We start from the raw sequence: 17,702 nt of genomic DNA, 5'->3' as shown, positions 1-17,702 counted from the left end.
GGGTAGAGCAGAAACCCGCGATGTAGGAAAATGGAGTCTTTGTTTTGCGCACCCCATCCGGGGTGCGATGTCCTCGGCCCCTACGGGCCTGCGGTCGCCCGGTCGGGCTTGCGGCGCTGCGCGCCGTGCTCCGCGATGTGATTGAGAGGGTGGGAAGGGGGGGTGGCGCGAGTTTGCTGACAAGCTCTGCCGCGAGCCGAAGGCGAGCCAGCGCGCGACCGCGCGCCGCCGCTTATGCGGCGTAGCCAAGCGGCGCGGATGCGACGCGCCCGGCGCTTGAGGGCGAAAACAAACAATGGACCCGGGGGGGGGATATTGCAGATCATTGTGGTGTAGGAAAACGCAGCGCTTCTCAATTGTGACTTAACGTGAGCCCTATTGGTCGAGCCAGTATTTTATAGCGGCGGCTACCCATTCGTTGAAGTGTTCTTCGCGCCATGTGACAGGTGATGTTGGATGTAGCAGTTTGTACATCTCGTTTACACAAACCAAATGGGACCGGTCGCAGCTTTGCCACCATTTGAGGGAGTTCCAAACAGTCTCTCGATGACTGTAAGAGAACAGTCCGTCAGGTACATTGTAGAGAGCGCCCTCAAGAAAATACGAAGGAGCACGACCTTTGGCAATGTACCCGTCACGGATCATTGCATTGCGATAGTTTTTGAAGACACGACAGTTTGGCTTGAACTGATTCAAGGTTGCTGTGTTTTTGGTCGTCGAGTTCTGCAAATGCTGCCTTGGATAGTTGACGATTTCCGTTCCATCGTTTGTCCAAAAAATGATACCTTGCGCATAACGCTGGTGGGTGCTGGTGCGAAACTCGTAGTACTTACGATATTGGGCAGCCGGAAGTACGTCGGCATCCCTCCGATTGTTGTCGTTTCCGGGGACGAATATGGCCTTGTTTCGGAACTCAACTCTGGTCCCAAAGCACGATGACAATTGCTTGAAAACGTCGGTCTTGAAGTCCTTATAGCTGTAATCTGCTGAGCCAAAATGCTCGTTGTATGCGCGTTTTTCCTGCTCACTGAGGCCGGAAAGATCGCGGTAAAACGTTGAATTAAGGGCCTGAACAATATCGACGTCACTATCTGCGTAGATATTAGTACTATTTGCAAACGATCCCTGAAGGAAGTTCTCTGTGTCTTTGTACGCGTAGCCGGAACTGGGCTGATCCAAGCAGTTCTTGATCGTTTGGAATGTCTCTGCGGATTGCACTATCGAACCTTGTTTGGCCCAAGTTTGGAGCTGAATTTCTGTGAGTCCCGTCATTCTATAGCTCCAATAGGTTGCCCAATTCGTCCTCGAATGAGGCGAAAGAGGCGCGTCCACGTTGGACAAGTAGGTTTAGTTTTTTGGTGTCCGACTCAAACATGTCAGTGGCCATCTCGGGTTCTGAAAACCTCTCATTTATGCGGACAGTTTGAACATTGGGGTGTAGGATGCTTCTCAATTGTTCCATTGACTTCGTATTCATTTCCAGAGTCTTCTGAAGTAAACGAACACTGAGCAATAGGTTTGTGTAACGGGATACCGAAATGAGACTCTTTTTGGGTTCCGGATAGGTTCCGCACCCAATTGATAGTATCCTCAGTTCTTTGTTTGATTTCTGAGCAACATGGACTGCATCGGCGATTGCGTAAAGCGTTGGATTATTGGCGCAATATCCACCATCGATTAGTTCTATTTGATCGTTCTTGTCAGTGATCACTATTTTTTTGGCAAAGAATGGATAAGCCGAGCATGAAGCCACGACAGCATCGCGAATGGATACACCAAAGCCAGGAGAGAATGACGACTTCCTCCCGTACGCAAATTTTACGTCAGATTTGAAGACCATAGGGGTCTCGAAATCCCAATTTGCTGCCACAATTCCTACGTCGGTTTTGAATGCATCAAATTTCTTGTCGCCAAATATCTCTTGTCCAAGGGCCTCCAATGCCTTTGTTTTCTGGCTCGGCATAATTGGTTTCATAACTCGAGGTACGTGTTCAGCGTATAATGCGCGGATTTGGTCGACCGGGAATCCTAGCGCGATGAGCGATGCAATGATCGATCCTGTGCTTGTGCCAAAGATGAGGTCAAAAAGTTCGCAGAGTGGTTTGCCTGTTTTCGCTTCCAGTTCGCTAAGTACTCCTAGTGTATAGACGCCTTTTGCGCCGCCGCCGTCGAGCGAAAGTACTTTGAGAACTCCAGTAGACATAAGTCATGGTATCTCGGGAAAGGAGTATTGGGTAGTATGCCGTGTGAATGTTTCGACAGGTGCGTGCCCCTTGACCCCCACGCCCCCATCCCCTAAGTGCCCCCAATCCGAGGGCACCCTAACGAGTCCCCTCAAACAATAGAGCTGAACATTGCCGGTTCGTCCCGCAGGTCTTGCCACTTAAACGCAAGGCCTTTTCTATTGGACCAAACCCCTAACCGGGCGCGGTTTGCGAGGCGGCTGTCAAAGTAACCCGGTGGCCGAGAGGCTGATGTGGGTGGAGTGTTTTCAGCTTGGGTCTTCGGCCTCTTGGATGTTCGTCAATCGCGGACATTCGGGCAGGGCGGGTTGAGCCAAGCCTCACTTCACACAGATCAACCCAGTGTCGCCATCCACACGGTGAAGTGAGAAACTATGCCTACGATTAACCAGCTGGTCCGCAAGGGCCGCGCTCCGCAGAAGGCCAAGTCTAAGGTCCCTGCAATGGAAGCGAACCCGCAAAAGCGCGGCGTTTGCACGCGCGTTTATACAACGACGCCGAAAAAGCCGAACTCCGCTTTGCGTAAGGTTGCCAAAGTGCGCCTGACGAACCAACGCGAAGTCATCTCCTACATTCCGGGCGAAGGCCACAACCTGCAAGAGCACTCTGTTGTGCTTATTCGCGGCGGCCGTGTTCGCGATCTTCCCGGCGTTCGTTACCATGTCCTTCGCGGCGTGCTCGATACGCAAGGGGTCAAGGACCGCAAGCAATCCCGCTCGAAGTACGGCGCCAAGCGTCCGAAATAATTTAGGCGCGGTGGCGGCGTAAGGCGCGTTTTTGTCGTGGGTTGGGATCGTCCTTTTCAGGTGATCCGCCAAACACAACGAAGACTCAGCCAAAGCCGGTGCTGCAAGGCGATCCGCAAGGGTTGCCGCCTCCGAAGGAGTTTTAAACATGTCACGTCGTCGTAGACCCGAAAAACGGGTAATCCTTCCCGATCCCAAGTTTGGTGATCAGGTGTTGTCGAAGTTCATGAACAACCTGATGCTTGACGGTAAAAAAGCCGTTGCAGAAGGCATTGTCTATTCGGCATTCGAAACGGTTGAAGCCAAGGCCAAGACCGATCCGGTTCAATTGTTCCATGATGCGCTCAACAATGTTGCGCCTCAGGTCGAAGTTCGCAGCCGCCGTGTTGGTGGTGCGACCTATCAGGTTCCGGTCGAAGTTCGTCCAGAGCGTGCACAGGCGCTGGCTATTCGCTGGTTGATCGGTGCGGCGCGCGGTCGTCCCGAAACCACAATGAGCGCGCGTTTGTCGGGCGAGTTGATGGATGCGGCCAACAATCGCGGCAATGCGGTGAAAAAGCGTGAAGACACGCACCGTATGGCCGACGCCAACCGGGCGTTCAGCCACTACCGCTGGTAACCGTTTCGGTTGTTTGGCGAAATTTGCGGACGCCCAGGCCCGGTCGAACCCGATAAGCGGGGGATACGGGGTAGGGGCGTCTTCAACACGTCACACTTGTAACTATATGAGGCGCATCAATCCCGCCTCTGCAAATCCAAGGAATTAGATATGGCCCGCGAATATCCGCTGGAGCGTTATCGTAACATCGGCATCATGGCTCACATCGATGCTGGTAAAACCACCACGACCGAGCGTATCCTTTATTACACCGGTAAATCCTACAAAATCGGCGAAGTGCACGATGGTGCTGCGACGATGGATTGGATGGAGCAGGAGCAGGAGCGCGGGATCACGATCACGTCTGCTGCGACGACGTGTTTCTGGAACCCAGAAGATCCAACTCTGGATCCAAAGAGCGATCCAAAAGAGCTTCGCAAGACACCTGAACACCGCATCAACATCATTGATACGCCGGGCCACGTTGACTTCACCATTGAAGTTGAGCGTTCGCTTCGTGTGCTTGATGGCGCGGTTGCGTGTTTTGACGGTGTGGCCGGGGTTGAGCCTCAGTCTGAAACCGTGTGGCGCCAAGCGGACAAGTATAAAGTTCCGCGGATGTGCTTCATCAACAAGCTCGACCGTACTGGCGCAGATTTCAAATACTGCGTGAACTCGATCATCGAACGTCTGGGCGCTACGCCTGCTGTTCTGTATCTTCCAATCGGTATCGAAGGCAGCCTCTCGGGTCTTGTTGACCTTGTGAATCAGCGTTCGATCAACTGGAAGAACGAAGATCTCGGCGCGGAATATGTGTACGGTGATATCCCTGCGGATATGGCCGACGAAGCTGCGGAATACCGTGAAAAGCTGATCGAGCTGGTCGTTGAGCAAGACGACGACGTAATGGAAGCGTATCTTGAAGGTGAAGAGCCTGACACAGTTACGCTGAAAGGCCTCATCCGTAAGGGCACGCTGAACCAAAGCTTCGTTCCTGTGCTGTGCGGCTCTGCGTTTAAGAACAAAGGTGTTCAGCCTCTGCTCGACGCGGTTATCGATTACATGCCGAGCCCACTCGACGTGGAAGCGATTAAAGGTGTTCTGCCGGATTCCGACGAAGAAGATTCACGTGCATCTGATGACGACGTGCCGTTCGCGGCGCTTGCGTTTAAGGTCATGAACGATCCATTCGTGGGTTCGCTTACCTTTACCCGTATCTATTCTGGCCACCTGACTAAGGGCACTGTGCTCAACTCGGTTAAGGGCAAGAAAGAGAAAATCGGTCGTATCCTCGAAATGCACTCGAATGACCGTGAGGACATCGAAGAGGCATGGGCTGGCGATATCGTTGCTTTGGCAGGGATGAAGGCGACCACCACTGGTGATACGCTTTGTGATCCTGCCAACCCAATCGTTCTTGAGCGTATGGAATTCCCGGATCCGGTTATCGAATTGTCGGTGGAACCAAAGACCAAAGCTGACCAAGAAAAGATGGGCGTTGCGCTTAATCGCTTGGCCGCTGAAGATCCAAGCTTCCGCGTGACGACTGACCACGAAAGCGGTCAGACCATCATCAAGGGTATGGGCGAACTTCACCTCGACATCCTCGTGGATCGTATGAAGCGTGAATTTAAGGTCGAAGCCAACGTCGGTGCGCCTCAGGTGGCTTACCGTGAATCGCTCGGTCGTGAAATCAACGTCGATTACACCCACAAGAAACAGTCGGGCGGTACCGGTCAGTTTGCGCGTGCCAAAGCAACGTTCACCCCGGGTGAGCGCGGCCAAGGCATTGTCTTTGAAGACAGCATCAAAGGCGGTAACATTCCGAAGGAATACATCCCGTCGCTTGAAAAAGGCATCCGTGAGCAAGCCGATAGCGGCTATCTCATCGGCTTCCCGATCATCGATTTCACCATCCACCTTACCGATGGTGCTTTCCACGATGTCGATTCGTCCACCGTGGCGTTTGAAATCTGTGGTAAAGGCGCGATGCGCGAAGCGGCTGAGCGGGGCGGTATCAAACTGCTTGAGCCGGTGATGAAGGTTGAAGTCATCACTCCGGAGGATTATCTGGGCGATGTTATCGGCGACCTCAACAGCCGTCGTGGTCAGATCCAAGGCACAGACAGCCGGGGCAACGCCCAAGCGGTCGAAGCGATGGTTCCGCTCGCAAACATGTTTGGTTACGTGAACGAGCTGCGTTCGTTCAGTCAGGGCCGTGCACAATACTCAATGCAGTTCTCGCATTACGACGAAGTGCCAGCGAGTGTTGCTCAAGACGTTAAGGAGAAGCTTGCGTAAGGCGAGCGATTTGTTTAGGGGCGGCGCCTGATTCAGCGGGCCGCCCTTTCTCCCGCAGGTATTAAATTCAAAAGAAGGTATATAAGCGAAATGGCGAAGGAAAAATTTGAGCGGAACAAGCCGCACTGCAACGTCGGCACCATTGGTCACGTTGACCACGGTAAAACCACGTTGACTGCGGCGATCACCAAAGTGCAAGGCTCTGCGGTTGATTTCGGCAACATCGATAAGGCTCCTGAAGAGCGCGAGCGCGGGATCACAATCTCGACCGCTCACGTTGAATACGAAACCGACGCACGTCACTACGCGCACGTCGATTGCCCAGGTCACGCCGACTACGTTAAAAACATGATCACTGGTGCCGCTCAAATGGACGGCGCTATCTTGGTTGTGAACGCAGCTGACGGTCCAATGCCACAAACGCGCGAGCACATCTTGCTTGCTCGTCAGGTTGGTGTTCCTCAGCTTGTTGTTTACATGAACAAGGTTGACCAAGTTGACGACGAAGAACTGCTTGAGCTCGTTGAGCTTGAAGTTCGTGAACTCCTCACTGAATACGGTTTTGACGGCGACGATATTCCTATCGTTAAAGGTTCGGCTCTTGCCGCTCTTGAAGGTCGTGATCCTGAAATCGGTGAAACTTCGATCAAAGCTTTGATGGAAGCTGTCGACAGCTACATCCCACAGCCTGAGCGTCCGGTTGACCAAGACTTCCTGATGCCAATCGAAGACGTGTTCTCGATCTCGGGTCGCGGTACGGTTGTTACTGGCCGTGTTGAAACCGGCGTTGTGAACGTTGGCGACGAAGTTGAAATCGTTGGTATCAAAGAAACCGGCAAGACTACGGTTACCGGCGTTGAAATGTTCCGCAAGCTGCTTGATCGCGGTGAAGCTGGTGACAACATCGGTGCTTTGGTTCGCGGCGTTGGTCGTGAAGACGTTGAGCGCGGTCAAGTTCTCGCGAAGCCAGGTTCGGTTAACCCGCACACTGAATTCAGCGCAGAAGTCTACGTTCTGTCGAAAGACGAAGGCGGCCGTCACACGCCATTCTTCGCCAACTACCGTCCACAGTTCTACTTCCGTACAACTGACGTGACTGGCGAAGTGATCCTTCCTGAAGGCACCGAAATGGTTATGCCTGGCGACAACGTGTCCATCGGCGTTAAGCTGATCGCACCGATCGCTATGGATGAAGGTCTGCGTTTCGCGATCCGCGAAGGCGGCCGCACCGTTGGATCGGGCGTTGTTGCGAAAATCACCAAGTAAACCGATAAGGTTTTGCCGATTGCCCCAAACGGGCGCGGCGTGAAATTAGGGGCCCGGTTCTCTCACGAGAGCCGGGCCCCAATTTATGTAAGCTCCTCTTTGGCTTTCACCGGGGAGGGGGTACACTTGGTCCGTGCAAAAATCGTGGGGTATGGGGTTGCCAGAATCCCAACTCAGACGTATACGCGCGCCATCCGGTAGAGATTCGTCTCTATTGTAACGAAATTCATGGGGCCTCCCGTTCCGGGTAACCGGGGATAGGGCGGGCCTTTTATTTTTGGGAACTGTAACAGGTTCCTTGGCTCTTTCGCATCGGTAGTAGGTAATGGAAGCACAGAATATCCGTATCCGCCTTAAGGCATTTGATCACCGCGTTCTTGACCAGGCAACTGGAGAAATCGCAGAGACAGCTCGCCGCACGGGTGCTCTTATTCGTGGCCCCATTCCGATGCCGACGCGCATTGAGAAGTTCACCGTCAACCGCGGCCCGCACATCGACAAAAAGTCGCGCGAGCAGTTTGAGGTGCGCACATACAAACGTTTGCTGGACATTGTTCAGCCAAACGCCCAGACGGTCGACGCGCTTATGAAGCTCGATCTGGCTGCTGGCGTAAACGTTGAGATCAAGCTCGCTTAAGCAGCTGATCGAAACCGTCCTTCGCAAGGACGCTAAATGTTGCGAGAATTTGGGGCTCCAATGGCCCCGCTGATCGAAAGATCGGCAAGACACTGGATACCGCCGAGCTTGCTCGGGCTGAGTCCTCCGTCTCGCACTTTCAGCCATCCGGCCGAAAGTGCACTAGCCCGGACGGGGCGTCAGCATAAAATTTGGGCCCCGCGCCCTAGGGACTGATGGCTGCAAGGTCATTGAAATGGTTTCACGCACCTTGGGGATGGTCCTCATGGTGCCTCTGTTAAGGAGTATTACGATGCGCACAGGCGTTATCGCAAAGAAGGTTGGGATGACCCGCCTCTTCCAAGAGGACGGACGGCACGTGCCAGTTACCGTTCTTGCATTGGAAGATTGTCAGGTTGTTTCACACCGCACCCAAGAGACGGACGGCTATTTTGCTGTTCAACTGGGTGCAGGCGAGGCAAAACAAAAGAACGTAGCAAAACCTCAGCGTGAACATTTCGGCAAAGCCGGTGTTGGCCTGAAAAAGCGCGTTGCCGAATTCCGTGTTGAAAGCGAAGAAGGCCTTGTGCCTGTTGGTTCGCTCATCAGCGCCGACCACTTTGTAGCAGGCCAAAAAGTCGACATCACTGGGCACACCCAGGGTAAAGGCTTTGCTGGTGCTATGAAGCGTTGGGGCTTTGGTGGTCTGCGCGCTACGCACGGTGTTTCGATCTCTCACCGTTCGCACGGTTCGACGGGTAACCGTCAGGATCCTGGCCGGGTGTTTAAGGGTAAGAAGATGGCTGGTCACATGGGTGATCGCCAACGTACCCAACAAAACCTCGAAGTTGTTCGCACCGATGCGGATCGCGGCCTGATTTTCGTCAAGGGTTCGGTCCCTGGCGCGAAGAATGGCTGGATGATGATCCGCGACGCTGTGAAGCTGAAAATGCCTGATGATCTGCCGTTCCCCGGCGCCGTGGTTGAAGCCGCTGCTCCGCAAGCCGCCGACACTCCTGCACCGGAAGCTGCTGCTCCCGCCGCAGAAGCTGGCGCTGACGAAAATAAGGAGGGCTAAACCATGAAGGTGAAGGTCCAAAAAATCGACGGTAAGGCGTCCGGCGACATCGAATTGAACGATGCCGTGTTTGGCGTTGAGCCGCGTGCAGACATTCTGCACCGCGTTGTCACTTGGCAGCTCGAAAATCGTCGTGCCACGGCGCGTCCAACGCGTGAGCGTTCGGATGTTGCTCGCACTGGTAAGAAGTTTGGCGCGCAAAAAGGTTCGGGTGGCGCACGTCACGGCGATCGCGGCGCTCCGATCTTTATCGGCGGTGGTAAAGCCCACGGTGCTCGTAAGCGTGACTTCAATCAGTCGCTCAACAAGAAAATCCGCGCTCTCGGCCTTAAGATGGCTCTCTCAACTAAGGCCAAAGACGGTCTGGTTGTTGTAGACAGTCTCGAACTGAAAGACGCGAAGACCCAAGCTCTTAAAGGTCAGCTCGAAAAGGCTGGCTACGCGGGCAAGGTTCTTGTGATCGACGGTGAAAGCGTCAACGACGGTTTCGCAATGGCCGCTGGCAACCTGCCGGGCGTCAATGTGATCCCGGCGATGGGTGCGAACGTCTACGACATCCTCAACCACGACACGCTTGTCCTGACCAAGGATGCTGTCGCTAAGCTGGAGGCGCGCTTCAATGGCTAAAAATCAAGACGTCGACGCCCGTCACTACGACGTGATCCTTGCTCCGCACATCACTGAAAAGTCGATGTCGGGTGAAGGTACGATCACTTTCAAAGTGGCGAATGACGCGACGAAGCCGCAAATCAAGGAAGCTGTAGAAGCGATCTTTGATAAGAAGGTCATGTCGGTGAACACTATTGTCGCCAAGGGCAAGACCAAGCGCTGGAAGGGCAAGCCCTACAAGCGTTCGGATTTCAAGAAAGCAATTGTACGACTGGTCGAAGGCCAGGGGTCGATTGACTTCACAGACGGTATCTGAGGCGGATCATGGCACTCAAGAACTATAAACCAACAAGCCCGGCGCGCCGTGGCCTTATCTTGGTCGACAAATCGGGCCTCCACAAAGGTGGACCGGTCAAATCGCTGACCGAAGGCAAGCGTAAGACCGGTGGCCGTAACAACAAAGGCCATGTGACATCGCGCGGTATCGCCGGTGGTCACAAGCAAAAGTATCGTTTCATCGATTTCAAACGTCGCAAATGGGATGTCCCTGCGACGGTTGAGCGGATTGAATACGATCCCAACCGCACCGCTTTTATCGCACTCTTGAAGTACGAAGATGGCGAACTGGCTTACATCATCTGCCCACAGCGTCTTGCGCTTGGTGACACGGTTATCGCCGGTGAAAAAGTCGACACGAAGCCTGGCAATGCCATGCTTCTTTCGCAAATGCCGGTCGGCACCATTTGCCACAATGTGGAAATGAAGCCGGGCAAGGGCGGTCAGATCGCTCGCAGCGCAGGCACCTATGTTCAGATCGTCGGTCGTGACCGCGGTATGGTCATGGTTCGTTTGAACTCTGGCGAACAGCGTTATGTGCGCGGCGATTGCATGGGCACGGTTGGCGCGGTTTCGAACCCCGACAACCAAAACCAAAACTTTGGTAAAGCGGGCCGCACTCGTTGGAAGGGCCGCCGCCCTCTCACACGTGGTGTTGCTAAGAACCCTGTCGATCACCCGCACGGTGGTGGTGAAGGCCGCACCAGCGGTGGCCGTCACCCGGTTACCCCATGGGGCAAGCCGACCAAAGGCGCGCGCACTCGCAAGAACAAGCAGACGGACAAGATGATCATCCGTTCGCGTCACGCTAAGAAGAAGAGGTAAGACACGATGGCACGTTCCGTCTGGAAAGGTCCGTTTGTCGAACTCAGCCTGCTGAAAAAGGCAGAGGACGCACAGGAATCAAGCAGCAACAAGCCGATCAAAACTTGGTCGCGCCGCTCGACAATCCTGCCGCAGTTCGTTGGTCTGACGTTCAACGTTTACAACGGTAACAAATTCATCCCCGTTTCTGTTTCGGAAGAAATGGTCGGTCACAAGCTCGGTGAATTCTCACCCACGCGCAGCTTCCCCGGTCACGCAGCCGACAAGAAGGGCAAGCGATAATGGGCAAGGCAAAATCCCCACGCCGCGTTGCGGACAATGAGGCTCTGGCAGTAGGCACGCAAATTCGCGGGTCGGCTCAGAAATTGAACCTCGTTGCGCAACTTATTCGCGGCAAGAAAGCCGAAGAGGCTTTGAACATCCTCTCCTTCTCCAAGAAGGGTATGGCCAAAGACGCCAGCAAGGTTCTCGCTTCTGCGATTGCCAATGCGGAAAACAACCATGATCTCGACGTCGACGCGCTCGTCGTTGCTGAAGCATCGGTGGGCAAGTCGATCACTATGAAGCGTTTCCACACACGTGGCCGCGGCAAATCGACACGCATTCTGAAGCCATTCAGCAAGCTGCGCATCGTTGTTCGCGAACACGAAGAAGAAGAGGCGTAAGATGGGTCAGAAGAGTAATCCTATCGGTCTGCGCCTGCAGATCAACCGCACTTGGGACAGCCGTTGGTACGCCGAAGGGCGTGACTACGCTGGTCTTCTCAAAGAAGACATCACGATCCGCAAGTACATCACCGCCAACCTGCCACAGGCTGCGATCTCGAAAGTTGTGATCGAACGCCCGGCTAAGTTGTGCCGTGTGTCGATCTACGCGGCACGCCCTGGTGTAATCATCGGTAAGAAGGGCGCAGACATCGAAAAGCTGCGCTCCAAACTTGCCACGATGACATCGAGCGAAGTGAAGTTGAACATCGTTGAAATCCGCAAGCCGGAAATCGATGCGAAACTCGTTGCGCAAGGCGTTGCTGACCAGCTCGTTCGTCGTATCGCGTTCCGTCGTGCCATGAAGCGCGCCGTTCAATCGGCGCTGCGTTTGGGCGCTGAAGGTATCAAGATCGTTTGCGGTGGCCGTCTCGGCGGCGCTGAAATCGCTCGCGTTGAATGGTATCGCGAAGGTCGCGTTCCGCTTCACACACTGCGTGCGAACATCGATTACGCTGAAACCGAAGCGCTCACCGCTTACGGGATCATCGGTATCAAGGTTTGGATCTTTAAGGGCGAAATTCTCGCGCATGATCCAACTGCACAAGACCGCCTGATGATGGAAGCTCAGACTTCCGGCGTCCGGCCGGCACGCTGATTGCAGGACTAGGAAAACACCATGCTGCAACCGAAGAAAACAAAGTATCGCAAGGCTTTTAAAGGCCGGATCAAAGGCGACGCAAAGGGCGGCACCACGCTGAACTTTGGCGCTTATGGTCTGAAGGCTCTTGAGCCCGATCGTCTCACTGCGCGTCAGATTGAAGCTGCGCGTCGTGCCATCACCCGCGCGATGAAGCGTCAGGGCCGTCTTTGGATCCGCGTCTTCCCAGACGTTCCAGTGTCCAAGAAGCCTGCCGAAGTTCGTCAGGGTAAAGGTAAGGGTTCGGTCGAATATTGGGCTGCTCGGGTTAAGCCGGGTCGCATTCTGTTCGAACTTGATGGCGTTCCCGGTCCGATTGCTGCGCTCGCATTTGAGCGTGCTGCAATGAAGCTGCCGATCAAAACCAAGGTCGTTGCCCGTTTTGGTGACACCTCGCACCTGGGAGGCGAATAATGGCCACCACTGAAACCACCGATCTTCGTGCGAAGACCGATGAGCAGCTTTCCGCTGAACTCACCGATTTGAAGAAAGAGCAGTTCAACCTGCGTTTTCAAGCGGCGACCAACCAGTTGGAAAAGCCTTCGCGTATTCGTGAAGTTCGCCGGACGATCGCACAGATCAAGACGCTTCAAAATGAGCGCGCGGCTGCTGCCGCCGCTGCAAAGGCGTAAGGAGTAGACAATGCCGAAACGTATTCTGATCGGGACCGTCACCTCCGACAAGACCGACAAGACTGTGACCGTTCTGGTTGAGCGTAAGGTGAAGCACCCGTTGTACGGGAAAATCATCCGTCGTTCGAAAAAGTATCACGCCCATGATGAAACCAACGAATTCACTGTTGGCGACATCGTGCGCATCGAGGAGACGAAACCGATCTCCAAGACCAAGACTTGGGCCGTTAAGGACCGAGTAGTGGCCGGCGGTGTGCAGGCAATCGACGCTGATCTCGATGTTGAGGCAGCAAGCAATTGATTTGACCTCCCTGTTTTCGGGCAACCGGATCAGGGACAGACGATAACGGAACTGCCAGACTAGTTCTGGCAAGCCAAGAGAAGGAACCGGATCCATGATCCAGATGCAATCCAATCTCGACGTCGCGGACAATAGCGGCGCAAAGCGCGTCCAGTGCATTAAAGTGCTGGGTGGCTCTAAGCGTCGGTTTGCCTCCGTTGGCGACGTGATCGTGGTTTCCGTCAAGGAAGCCCAGCCACGCGCAAAGGTGAAGAAGGGCGACGTCCATCGCGCTGTCATCGTGCGCACCAAGAAGGATGTTCGTCGTCCTGATGGCAGCGTAATCCGCTTTGACAGCAACGCCGCTGTTCTTGTGAACAAAAGCGAAGAGCCAATCGGCACACGGATCTTTGGCCCAGTGGTTCGCGAACTTCGCGGCCGCGGCTTCATGAAGATCATTTCGCTCGCTCCGGAGGTGCTCTAATCATGGGTGCTGCAAAGATCAAAAAGGGCGACAGCGTCGTCGTGCTTTCGGGCAAAGACAAGGGCCGCACCGGCACTGTCAGCCAGGTGATGCCTAAAGACGGCAAAGTCATCGTCGAAGGCATCAACGTGGCTGCGCGTCACCGCAAGCCTAGCCAAGAAAACCCACAAGGTGGCATCGACCGGTTCCCGGCTCCGATGGATATCTCAAAGGTGGCTGTGGCTGATCCTAAAGATGGCAAGGCAACCCGCGTCCGTTTCGAAGAAAAGGACGGCAAGAAGGTTCGCGTTGCAGTGAAGAGTGGAGAAGTCATCGATGGCTGATACATACACTCCCCGCTTTAAGACGAAGTTCGAAGACGAAATCGTCAAGGCGATGACTGAAAAGTTCGGTTACACCAACCGTCTTCAAGTCCCCAGCATTGCGAAAGTCACACTCAACATGGGTGTTGGCGAAGCAAGCCAGGACAAGAAGAAAGTGGCAACTGCTGCTGAAGAAATGGCTCTGATCGCTGGTCAGAAACCTGTCATCACCAAAGCTAAGAAGTCGATCGCTCAGTTTAAGCTGCGCGAAGGCATGCCAATCGGTTGTAAGGTTACCCTTCGCCGTGAGCGCATGTACGAATTCCTGGACCGTCTGGTGACTGTCGCAATGCCACGTATCCGCGATTTCCGCGGCCTCAACGCCAAGTCTTTTGACGGGCGTGGCAACTACGCGATGGGCCTCAAGGAGCAAATCGTGTTCCCTGAGATCAGCTACGACAAAATCGACAAAGTTCGCGGTATGGACATCATTGTCACAACCACTGCGAACACCGACGAAGAGGCGCGCGAACTCCTGCGTCTGTTCGGCTTCCCATTCGAAGGCGAAGCTGACCAGAAGAAGGAAGCGGCGTAAGCCGCGTGCTAATTCTATGAACACAACTCAAGAGAAGAGAGCTTAAGTCCATGGCGAAACTGAGTTCGATCAACAAGAATGAGCGTCGCAAGAAGCTCGTTGAGAAATACGCAGCGAAGTACGAGAAACTTAAGGCAATCGCTAATGACGAGAGCCTTGATGAAGGCGAGCGTCTTATGGCCCGCCTTAAGATGGCTGAGATTCCCCGGAACGGGAACCCAACCCGCGTGCGCAATCGCTGCGCCACCACCGGCCGCCCGCGCGGCTATTACCGCAAGTTCGGCATCAACCGTATCGAACTGCGTCAACTCGGCACCCGGGGTATGATCCCAGGTTTGACCAAGTCGAGCTGGTGAGGAGCTGATAGATGGCTATGACCGATCCACTGGGTGATATGCTCACCCGCATCCGCAACGGCCAGCAGGCTAAGAAGGATTCTGTCCTTTCACCTGCGTCCAAATTGCGTGCAAACGTTCTCGAAGTGCTTACCCGCGAAGGTTATATTCGCGGTTACAGCGAAGACGAGACCGGCAAGCACAAAGCATTGCGGATTGAACTGAAATACTTCGAAGGCGAGCCTGCGATTAAGCACGTAGCGCGCGTTTCCAAGCCTGGCCGCCGCGTCTATTCGGGTTCGAAAGAACTTCCGACTGTGCGCAACGGCCTTGGCATCACCATCGTCTCGACCCCTCGCGGTGTTCTTTCGGACAACGAAGCCCGCGAAAACAAGGTCGGCGGCGAAGTGCTTGCGGAGGTCTTCTGATGAGCCGCATTGGTAAAAAAGCTGTTCCGGTACCCGCAGGGGTTACGGCGAGCATCGACAATGGCACGCTGAGCGTGAAAGGCCCTAAGGGTACTCTCACATTGGGCATGTCGGACTTGATCGATTACAAAATCGAAGACGGTCAAATTGCGGTGACACCGGCCAATGACAGCAAGCAAGCGCGTGCCTTTTGGGGCATGCAGCGCACTTTGGTGTCGAACTTGATCGAAGGTGTGACTGAAGGCTTTTCCAAGACGCTCGAAATTTCGGGTGTTGGTTACCGTGCTAAAGCGCAAGGTAAGACGCTCAAGCTTGAGCTTGGTTTCAGCCACGACGTCGATCTCACGGTGCCAGAAGGCGTCGATGTGAAGACACCGGATCAAACCACGGTTGAGATTTCCGGTATGGACAAACAGGCCGTTGGTCAGTTTGCCGCCGAGATCCGCGAATTCCGTAAGCCTGAGCCTTACAAGGGCAAAGGTATCAAGTATCGCGGCGAGTACATCTTCCGCAAGGAAGGGAAGAAGAAGTAAGATGGCAAAACTTTCCCTTTTTGAACGGCGCCGTCGCCGTGTCCGCACCGCGCTTCGTGCGCGCTCGGGTGATAAGCCACGTCTGTCGGTGCACCGCACCGGTCGTCACATCTACGCACAGATCATCAACGATGCCGAAGGCCGCACAGTGGCCGCTGCATCGACGCTTGGTGTGAAAGTGTCGGGTGCGAACATCGATGCCGCCACACAGGTCGGTAAAGATATCGCGGCTGCCGCTAAGAAAGCTGGCGTCACCACTGTCGTGTTTGATCGCGGTGGGTTCCTGTTTCATGGCCGTGTGAAAGCATTGGCCGATGCCGCCCGTGAAGGCGGGCTGGAGTTCTGATTATGGCTGACGAGAAAACACCAGAAGCTACTCCGGAAACAACAGCGGCTCCCGAAGCTGCTGCTGCAACCGAAATGCCTGCGGCTGAAGCTGCAACGACTGAAGCGGCTCCGGCCGACGCAGCCCCTGCCGATGCTCCTAAGCAAGGTCGTGGTCGTGGTCGCGGCGGCAACAACGACAATCGCGGCGGTGGCCGTGGTCGTGGTGGTCGTGACGGCAATCGTCGCGGCAAACGCGAAGAAGAAGATGATGGCATCATCGAGAAGCTGGTCCACATCAACCGCGTCTCCAAAACTGTAAAAGGCGGTAAGCGCTTTGGTTTTGCAGCACTCGTCGTGGTTGGCGATGGTCAAGGCCGCGTTGGCTTTGGCAAAGGTAAGGCACGCGAAGTGCCTGAGGCGATCACGAAAGCGACCGCCGCAGCTCGTAAAAAGATGATCCGTGTTGCTTTGAAAGAAGGCCGGACTTTGCACCATGATGGCAATGGCCGTTTTGGCGCTGGTAAAGTCACCGTTCGCACCGCACCTCCGGGTACTGGCATCATCGCCGGTGGTCCGATGCGCGCTGTGTTCGAAAGCTTGGGCGTGTCCGACGTTGTGACCAAATCGGTCGGTTCGTCGAACCCGTACAACATGATCCGTGCCACCTTTGACGCTTTGACTGATCAGACTTCGCCGAAGTCGGTTGCTCAACGTCGCGGCAAGAAAGTCGCTGACCTTTTGGGTCGCGGCGGCCAGGTGAGTGAAGCCGAAGCAGAGGCTGATGCCGCTGCTATTGTGGAGTAAGCAAGCATGGCTACTGTAAAAATCAAACAGATCGGTTCGCCGATCCGTCGCCCTGAAAGCCAACGTAAGATCTTGATCGGTCTTGGGCTTAACAAGATGCACAAAGTCGTCGAACGTCAGGATACTCCTGAAGTGCGCGGCGCGATCGCTAAGATCCCGCATCTGGTGCAAGTGGTCGATTGATCCGAACACCCTAAAGCGACTTTAACGTCACATTCAACGGCCCGCATGCGTCATCGCATTGCGGGCCGTTTTGTTTTGGGCATTGAACAATGTGGGTGTGGGTAGAGCACTGTTGCGCATGCCTTAGGAAAAGATCCGAAACGGTTGGGTGTCGCATCCATGCTAGCTTTGGGGCGCGGGGGGTGTTAGAAAATCGTTCAGGTGGTGGATAAAGGCGACTTTTTCAACCGAGAAGGGGGAATACAAATGACTGTTACTAAAAAGAAATTCGGGATTGCATCAGCGGCGGCAGCATTGATTGCGTTGGGTGCAGCGGCACCAACAATTGCACAAAGCAGCTATGAGCAGCAGGTCAATCGCTTGCTCAACCTGACGCAAAACCTTGCAAATTCACGCGGCTTTTCTTCAAGCCACGCGCGCTACAACGGCCAATTGCGCAACGGTCAAGAACGCACGGTCACGCTCGATCTGAGCGCCGGCGTGAGCTATATGATGGTCGCACAATGCGACAACGATTGTTCCGACATCGACATGTGGCTGTATGACGAAAACGGCAATTTGATCGACGAAGATGTGTTGGTGGACGACACTCCAATCACCGAAGTGACGCCCATCCGCAACGCGCGGTTCACTCTGCGCACTCGGATGATCACATGCAGTGTTGAGCCATGCTATTACGGCATCGGCGTCTACGCCCAGCGTTGATCGCACGATAATTCGCCCCCCTGGGGGCAACGGAAAAAGGGGCGGGCGCTGCGGTGGCAGTGGCCCGCTCTT

Annotated in this window: 27 protein-coding genes; 25 read left to right on the top strand and 2 right to left on the bottom strand. The window is 54.6% G+C overall.

The annotated features are described in order from the left end of the window. Positions 1 to 375: 375 nt before the first annotated feature. Both BQ8290_RS03865 and BQ8290_RS03860 read right to left on the bottom strand, forming a co-directional pair. Complete coding sequence (locus BQ8290_RS03865; protein ID WP_108787790.1) at positions 376 to 1,272, bottom strand: nucleotidyltransferase; 897 nt, start codon at positions 1,270 to 1,272, stop codon at positions 376 to 378. A 1-nt stretch (position 1,273) separates the two neighbouring features. Continuing rightward, positions 1,274 to 2,203 (bottom strand): patatin-like phospholipase family protein, encoded by a 930-nt coding sequence (locus BQ8290_RS03860; protein ID WP_108787787.1) that lies wholly within the window; start codon positions 2,201 to 2,203, stop codon positions 1,274 to 1,276. 414 nt (positions 2,204 to 2,617) lie between these two features. Between BQ8290_RS03860 and rpsL the strand changes: the two genes are divergently transcribed. The 25 genes from rpsL (at position 2,618) to BQ8290_RS03735 (ending at position 17,630) form a co-directional block, all read left to right on the top strand. Further along, complete coding sequence (gene rpsL / locus BQ8290_RS03855) at positions 2,618 to 2,989, top strand: 30S ribosomal protein S12 (RefSeq protein ID WP_108787785.1); 372 nt, start codon at positions 2,618 to 2,620, stop codon at positions 2,987 to 2,989. Positions 2,990 to 3,137: 148 nt separating this feature from the next. Further along, positions 3,138 to 3,608, top strand: coding sequence for a 30S ribosomal protein S7 (gene rpsG, locus BQ8290_RS03850; protein WP_108787783.1), 471 nt, complete (start codon positions 3,138 to 3,140; stop codon positions 3,606 to 3,608). Between the two features lie 150 nt (positions 3,609 to 3,758). Further along, entirely contained in the window at positions 3,759 to 5,888 is a 2,130-nt protein-coding gene (gene fusA, locus BQ8290_RS03845; protein WP_108787781.1) for an elongation factor G, read from the top strand. Positions 5,889 to 5,978: 90 nt separating this feature from the next. Continuing rightward, positions 5,979 to 7,154 carry an elongation factor Tu gene (tuf, locus tag BQ8290_RS03840; protein ID WP_108787779.1) on the top strand — a complete coding sequence of 392 codons (1,176 nt, stop codon included), beginning with the start codon at positions 5,979 to 5,981 and terminating at the stop codon, positions 7,152 to 7,154. Between the two features lie 325 nt (positions 7,155 to 7,479). Then, positions 7,480 to 7,791 carry a 30S ribosomal protein S10 gene (rpsJ, locus tag BQ8290_RS03835; protein ID WP_061924928.1) on the top strand — a complete coding sequence of 104 codons (312 nt, stop codon included), beginning with the start codon at positions 7,480 to 7,482 and terminating at the stop codon, positions 7,789 to 7,791. 292 nt (positions 7,792 to 8,083) lie between these two features. Then, positions 8,084 to 8,848, top strand: coding sequence for a 50S ribosomal protein L3 (gene rplC / locus BQ8290_RS03830; protein WP_108787777.1), 765 nt, complete (start codon positions 8,084 to 8,086; stop codon positions 8,846 to 8,848). 3 nt (positions 8,849 to 8,851) lie between these two features. Then, positions 8,852 to 9,475 (top strand): 50S ribosomal protein L4, encoded by a 624-nt coding sequence (gene rplD / locus BQ8290_RS03825; protein WP_108787776.1) that lies wholly within the window; start codon positions 8,852 to 8,854, stop codon positions 9,473 to 9,475. Then, complete coding sequence (locus tag BQ8290_RS03820; RefSeq protein ID WP_108787774.1) at positions 9,468 to 9,773, top strand: 50S ribosomal protein L23; 306 nt, start codon at positions 9,468 to 9,470, stop codon at positions 9,771 to 9,773. The genes rplD and BQ8290_RS03820 overlap by 8 nt, the downstream gene beginning before the upstream one ends. A gap of 8 nt (positions 9,774 to 9,781) precedes the next feature. Further along, a complete protein-coding gene (gene rplB, locus BQ8290_RS03815) occupies positions 9,782 to 10,618 on the top strand; it encodes a 50S ribosomal protein L2 (protein WP_108787772.1) in 837 nt (278 codons plus the stop codon). Positions 10,619 to 10,624: 6 nt separating this feature from the next. Further along, complete coding sequence (rpsS, locus tag BQ8290_RS03810) at positions 10,625 to 10,900, top strand: 30S ribosomal protein S19 (RefSeq protein WP_108787770.1); 276 nt, start codon at positions 10,625 to 10,627, stop codon at positions 10,898 to 10,900. Further along, positions 10,900 to 11,283, top strand: coding sequence for a 50S ribosomal protein L22 (gene rplV, locus BQ8290_RS03805; RefSeq protein ID WP_108787768.1), 384 nt, complete (start codon positions 10,900 to 10,902; stop codon positions 11,281 to 11,283). The genes rpsS and rplV overlap by 1 nt, the downstream gene beginning before the upstream one ends. A gap of 1 nt (position 11,284) precedes the next feature. Further along, positions 11,285 to 11,980 carry a 30S ribosomal protein S3 gene (gene rpsC / locus BQ8290_RS03800; protein ID WP_108787766.1) on the top strand — a complete coding sequence of 232 codons (696 nt, stop codon included), beginning with the start codon at positions 11,285 to 11,287 and terminating at the stop codon, positions 11,978 to 11,980. A 21-nt stretch (positions 11,981 to 12,001) separates the two neighbouring features. Further along, positions 12,002 to 12,436 carry a 50S ribosomal protein L16 gene (gene rplP, locus BQ8290_RS03795; RefSeq protein ID WP_108787764.1) on the top strand — a complete coding sequence of 145 codons (435 nt, stop codon included), beginning with the start codon at positions 12,002 to 12,004 and terminating at the stop codon, positions 12,434 to 12,436. Next, positions 12,436 to 12,654, top strand: coding sequence for a 50S ribosomal protein L29 (rpmC, locus tag BQ8290_RS03790; protein WP_108787762.1), 219 nt, complete (start codon positions 12,436 to 12,438; stop codon positions 12,652 to 12,654). The genes rplP and rpmC overlap by 1 nt, the downstream gene beginning before the upstream one ends. A 10-nt stretch (positions 12,655 to 12,664) precedes the next feature. Next, the gene (gene rpsQ / locus BQ8290_RS03785; protein WP_108787760.1) at positions 12,665 to 12,955 is read left to right on the top strand and encodes a 30S ribosomal protein S17; all 291 of its coding nucleotides are present in this window, start codon (positions 12,665 to 12,667) and stop codon (positions 12,953 to 12,955) included. 94 nt (positions 12,956 to 13,049) lie between these two features. Next, a complete protein-coding gene (gene rplN, locus BQ8290_RS03780; protein WP_010411138.1) occupies positions 13,050 to 13,418 on the top strand; it encodes a 50S ribosomal protein L14 in 369 nt (122 codons plus the stop codon). 2 nt (positions 13,419 to 13,420) lie between these two features. Continuing rightward, positions 13,421 to 13,741, top strand: coding sequence for a 50S ribosomal protein L24 (rplX, locus tag BQ8290_RS03775; RefSeq protein ID WP_108787758.1), 321 nt, complete (start codon positions 13,421 to 13,423; stop codon positions 13,739 to 13,741). Further along, positions 13,734 to 14,315, top strand: a complete 582-nt coding sequence (gene rplE, locus BQ8290_RS03770; protein WP_108787756.1) for a 50S ribosomal protein L5 — start codon at positions 13,734 to 13,736, stop codon at positions 14,313 to 14,315. The genes rplX and rplE overlap by 8 nt, the downstream gene beginning before the upstream one ends. 50 nt (positions 14,316 to 14,365) lie before the next feature. Further along, positions 14,366 to 14,671 (top strand): 30S ribosomal protein S14, encoded by a 306-nt coding sequence (gene rpsN, locus BQ8290_RS03765; RefSeq protein ID WP_108787754.1) that lies wholly within the window; start codon positions 14,366 to 14,368, stop codon positions 14,669 to 14,671. A gap of 11 nt (positions 14,672 to 14,682) precedes the next feature. Beyond that, positions 14,683 to 15,078, top strand: a complete 396-nt coding sequence (gene rpsH / locus BQ8290_RS03760; protein ID WP_108787752.1) for a 30S ribosomal protein S8 — start codon at positions 14,683 to 14,685, stop codon at positions 15,076 to 15,078. After that, a complete protein-coding gene (gene rplF / locus BQ8290_RS03755; protein ID WP_108787750.1) occupies positions 15,078 to 15,611 on the top strand; it encodes a 50S ribosomal protein L6 in 534 nt (177 codons plus the stop codon). Before rpsH ends, rplF begins: the two co-directional genes overlap by 1 nt. A gap of 1 nt (position 15,612) precedes the next feature. Continuing rightward, positions 15,613 to 15,957: a 50S ribosomal protein L18 gene (rplR, locus tag BQ8290_RS03750; protein ID WP_108787748.1), complete on the top strand. Its 345-nt coding sequence runs from the start codon at positions 15,613 to 15,615 to the stop codon at positions 15,955 to 15,957. Further along, positions 15,957 to 16,742 carry a 30S ribosomal protein S5 gene (gene rpsE / locus BQ8290_RS03745; RefSeq protein WP_443112334.1) on the top strand — a complete coding sequence of 262 codons (786 nt, stop codon included), beginning with the start codon at positions 15,957 to 15,959 and terminating at the stop codon, positions 16,740 to 16,742. The genes rplR and rpsE overlap by 1 nt, the downstream gene beginning before the upstream one ends. Positions 16,743 to 16,748: 6 nt before the next feature. Continuing rightward, positions 16,749 to 16,925: a 50S ribosomal protein L30 gene (gene rpmD / locus BQ8290_RS03740; RefSeq protein ID WP_108787744.1), complete on the top strand. Its 177-nt coding sequence runs from the start codon at positions 16,749 to 16,751 to the stop codon at positions 16,923 to 16,925. 246 nt (positions 16,926 to 17,171) lie between these two features. Further along, on the top strand, positions 17,172 to 17,630 hold the full coding sequence (locus BQ8290_RS03735) for a hypothetical protein (protein ID WP_108787742.1): 459 nt from the start codon (positions 17,172 to 17,174) through the stop codon (positions 17,628 to 17,630). Positions 17,631 to 17,702: the final 72 nt, after the last annotated feature.

The organism is Erythrobacter sp. Alg231-14 (assembly GCF_900149685.1).
GTDB lineage: Bacteria > Pseudomonadota > Alphaproteobacteria > Sphingomonadales > Sphingomonadaceae > Erythrobacter.
This window is presented reverse-complemented; position numbering and strand designations above follow the sequence as displayed.

Coding starts and splice junctions, on each gene's coding strand:
- rpmC (WP_108787762.1), top strand. CDS start 12,436: ATGGCCACCACTGAAACCACCGATCTTCGTGCGAAGACCGATGAGCAG.
- BQ8290_RS03865 (WP_108787790.1), bottom strand. CDS start 1,272: ATGACGGGACTCACAGAAATTCAGCTCCAAACTTGGGCCAAACAAGGT.
- rpmD (WP_108787744.1), top strand. CDS start 16,749: ATGGCTACTGTAAAAATCAAACAGATCGGTTCGCCGATCCGTCGCCCT.
- rplR (WP_108787748.1), top strand. CDS start 15,613: ATGGCAAAACTTTCCCTTTTTGAACGGCGCCGTCGCCGTGTCCGCACC.
- BQ8290_RS03735 (WP_108787742.1), top strand. CDS start 17,172: ATGACTGTTACTAAAAAGAAATTCGGGATTGCATCAGCGGCGGCAGCA.
- rplD (WP_108787776.1), top strand. CDS start 8,852: ATGAAGGTGAAGGTCCAAAAAATCGACGGTAAGGCGTCCGGCGACATC.
- fusA (WP_108787781.1), top strand. CDS start 3,759: ATGGCCCGCGAATATCCGCTGGAGCGTTATCGTAACATCGGCATCATG.
- tuf (WP_108787779.1), top strand. CDS start 5,979: ATGGCGAAGGAAAAATTTGAGCGGAACAAGCCGCACTGCAACGTCGGC.
- rpsC (WP_108787766.1), top strand. CDS start 11,285: ATGGGTCAGAAGAGTAATCCTATCGGTCTGCGCCTGCAGATCAACCGC.
- BQ8290_RS03820 (WP_108787774.1), top strand. CDS start 9,468: ATGGCTAAAAATCAAGACGTCGACGCCCGTCACTACGACGTGATCCTT.
- rpsL (WP_108787785.1), top strand. CDS start 2,618: ATGCCTACGATTAACCAGCTGGTCCGCAAGGGCCGCGCTCCGCAGAAG.
- rpsQ (WP_108787760.1), top strand. CDS start 12,665: ATGCCGAAACGTATTCTGATCGGGACCGTCACCTCCGACAAGACCGAC.
- rpsJ (WP_061924928.1), top strand. CDS start 7,480: ATGGAAGCACAGAATATCCGTATCCGCCTTAAGGCATTTGATCACCGC.
- rpsS (WP_108787770.1), top strand. CDS start 10,625: ATGGCACGTTCCGTCTGGAAAGGTCCGTTTGTCGAACTCAGCCTGCTG.
- rplC (WP_108787777.1), top strand. CDS start 8,084: ATGCGCACAGGCGTTATCGCAAAGAAGGTTGGGATGACCCGCCTCTTC.
- rplX (WP_108787758.1), top strand. CDS start 13,421: ATGGGTGCTGCAAAGATCAAAAAGGGCGACAGCGTCGTCGTGCTTTCG.
- rpsN (WP_108787754.1), top strand. CDS start 14,366: ATGGCGAAACTGAGTTCGATCAACAAGAATGAGCGTCGCAAGAAGCTC.
- rplV (WP_108787768.1), top strand. CDS start 10,900: ATGGGCAAGGCAAAATCCCCACGCCGCGTTGCGGACAATGAGGCTCTG.
- rplP (WP_108787764.1), top strand. CDS start 12,002: ATGCTGCAACCGAAGAAAACAAAGTATCGCAAGGCTTTTAAAGGCCGG.
- rplF (WP_108787750.1), top strand. CDS start 15,078: ATGAGCCGCATTGGTAAAAAAGCTGTTCCGGTACCCGCAGGGGTTACG.
- rplE (WP_108787756.1), top strand. CDS start 13,734: ATGGCTGATACATACACTCCCCGCTTTAAGACGAAGTTCGAAGACGAA.
- rplB (WP_108787772.1), top strand. CDS start 9,782: ATGGCACTCAAGAACTATAAACCAACAAGCCCGGCGCGCCGTGGCCTT.
- rpsH (WP_108787752.1), top strand. CDS start 14,683: ATGGCTATGACCGATCCACTGGGTGATATGCTCACCCGCATCCGCAAC.
- rplN (WP_010411138.1), top strand. CDS start 13,050: ATGATCCAGATGCAATCCAATCTCGACGTCGCGGACAATAGCGGCGCA.
- rpsG (WP_108787783.1), top strand. CDS start 3,138: ATGTCACGTCGTCGTAGACCCGAAAAACGGGTAATCCTTCCCGATCCC.
- BQ8290_RS03860 (WP_108787787.1), bottom strand. CDS start 2,203: ATGTCTACTGGAGTTCTCAAAGTACTTTCGCTCGACGGCGGCGGCGCA.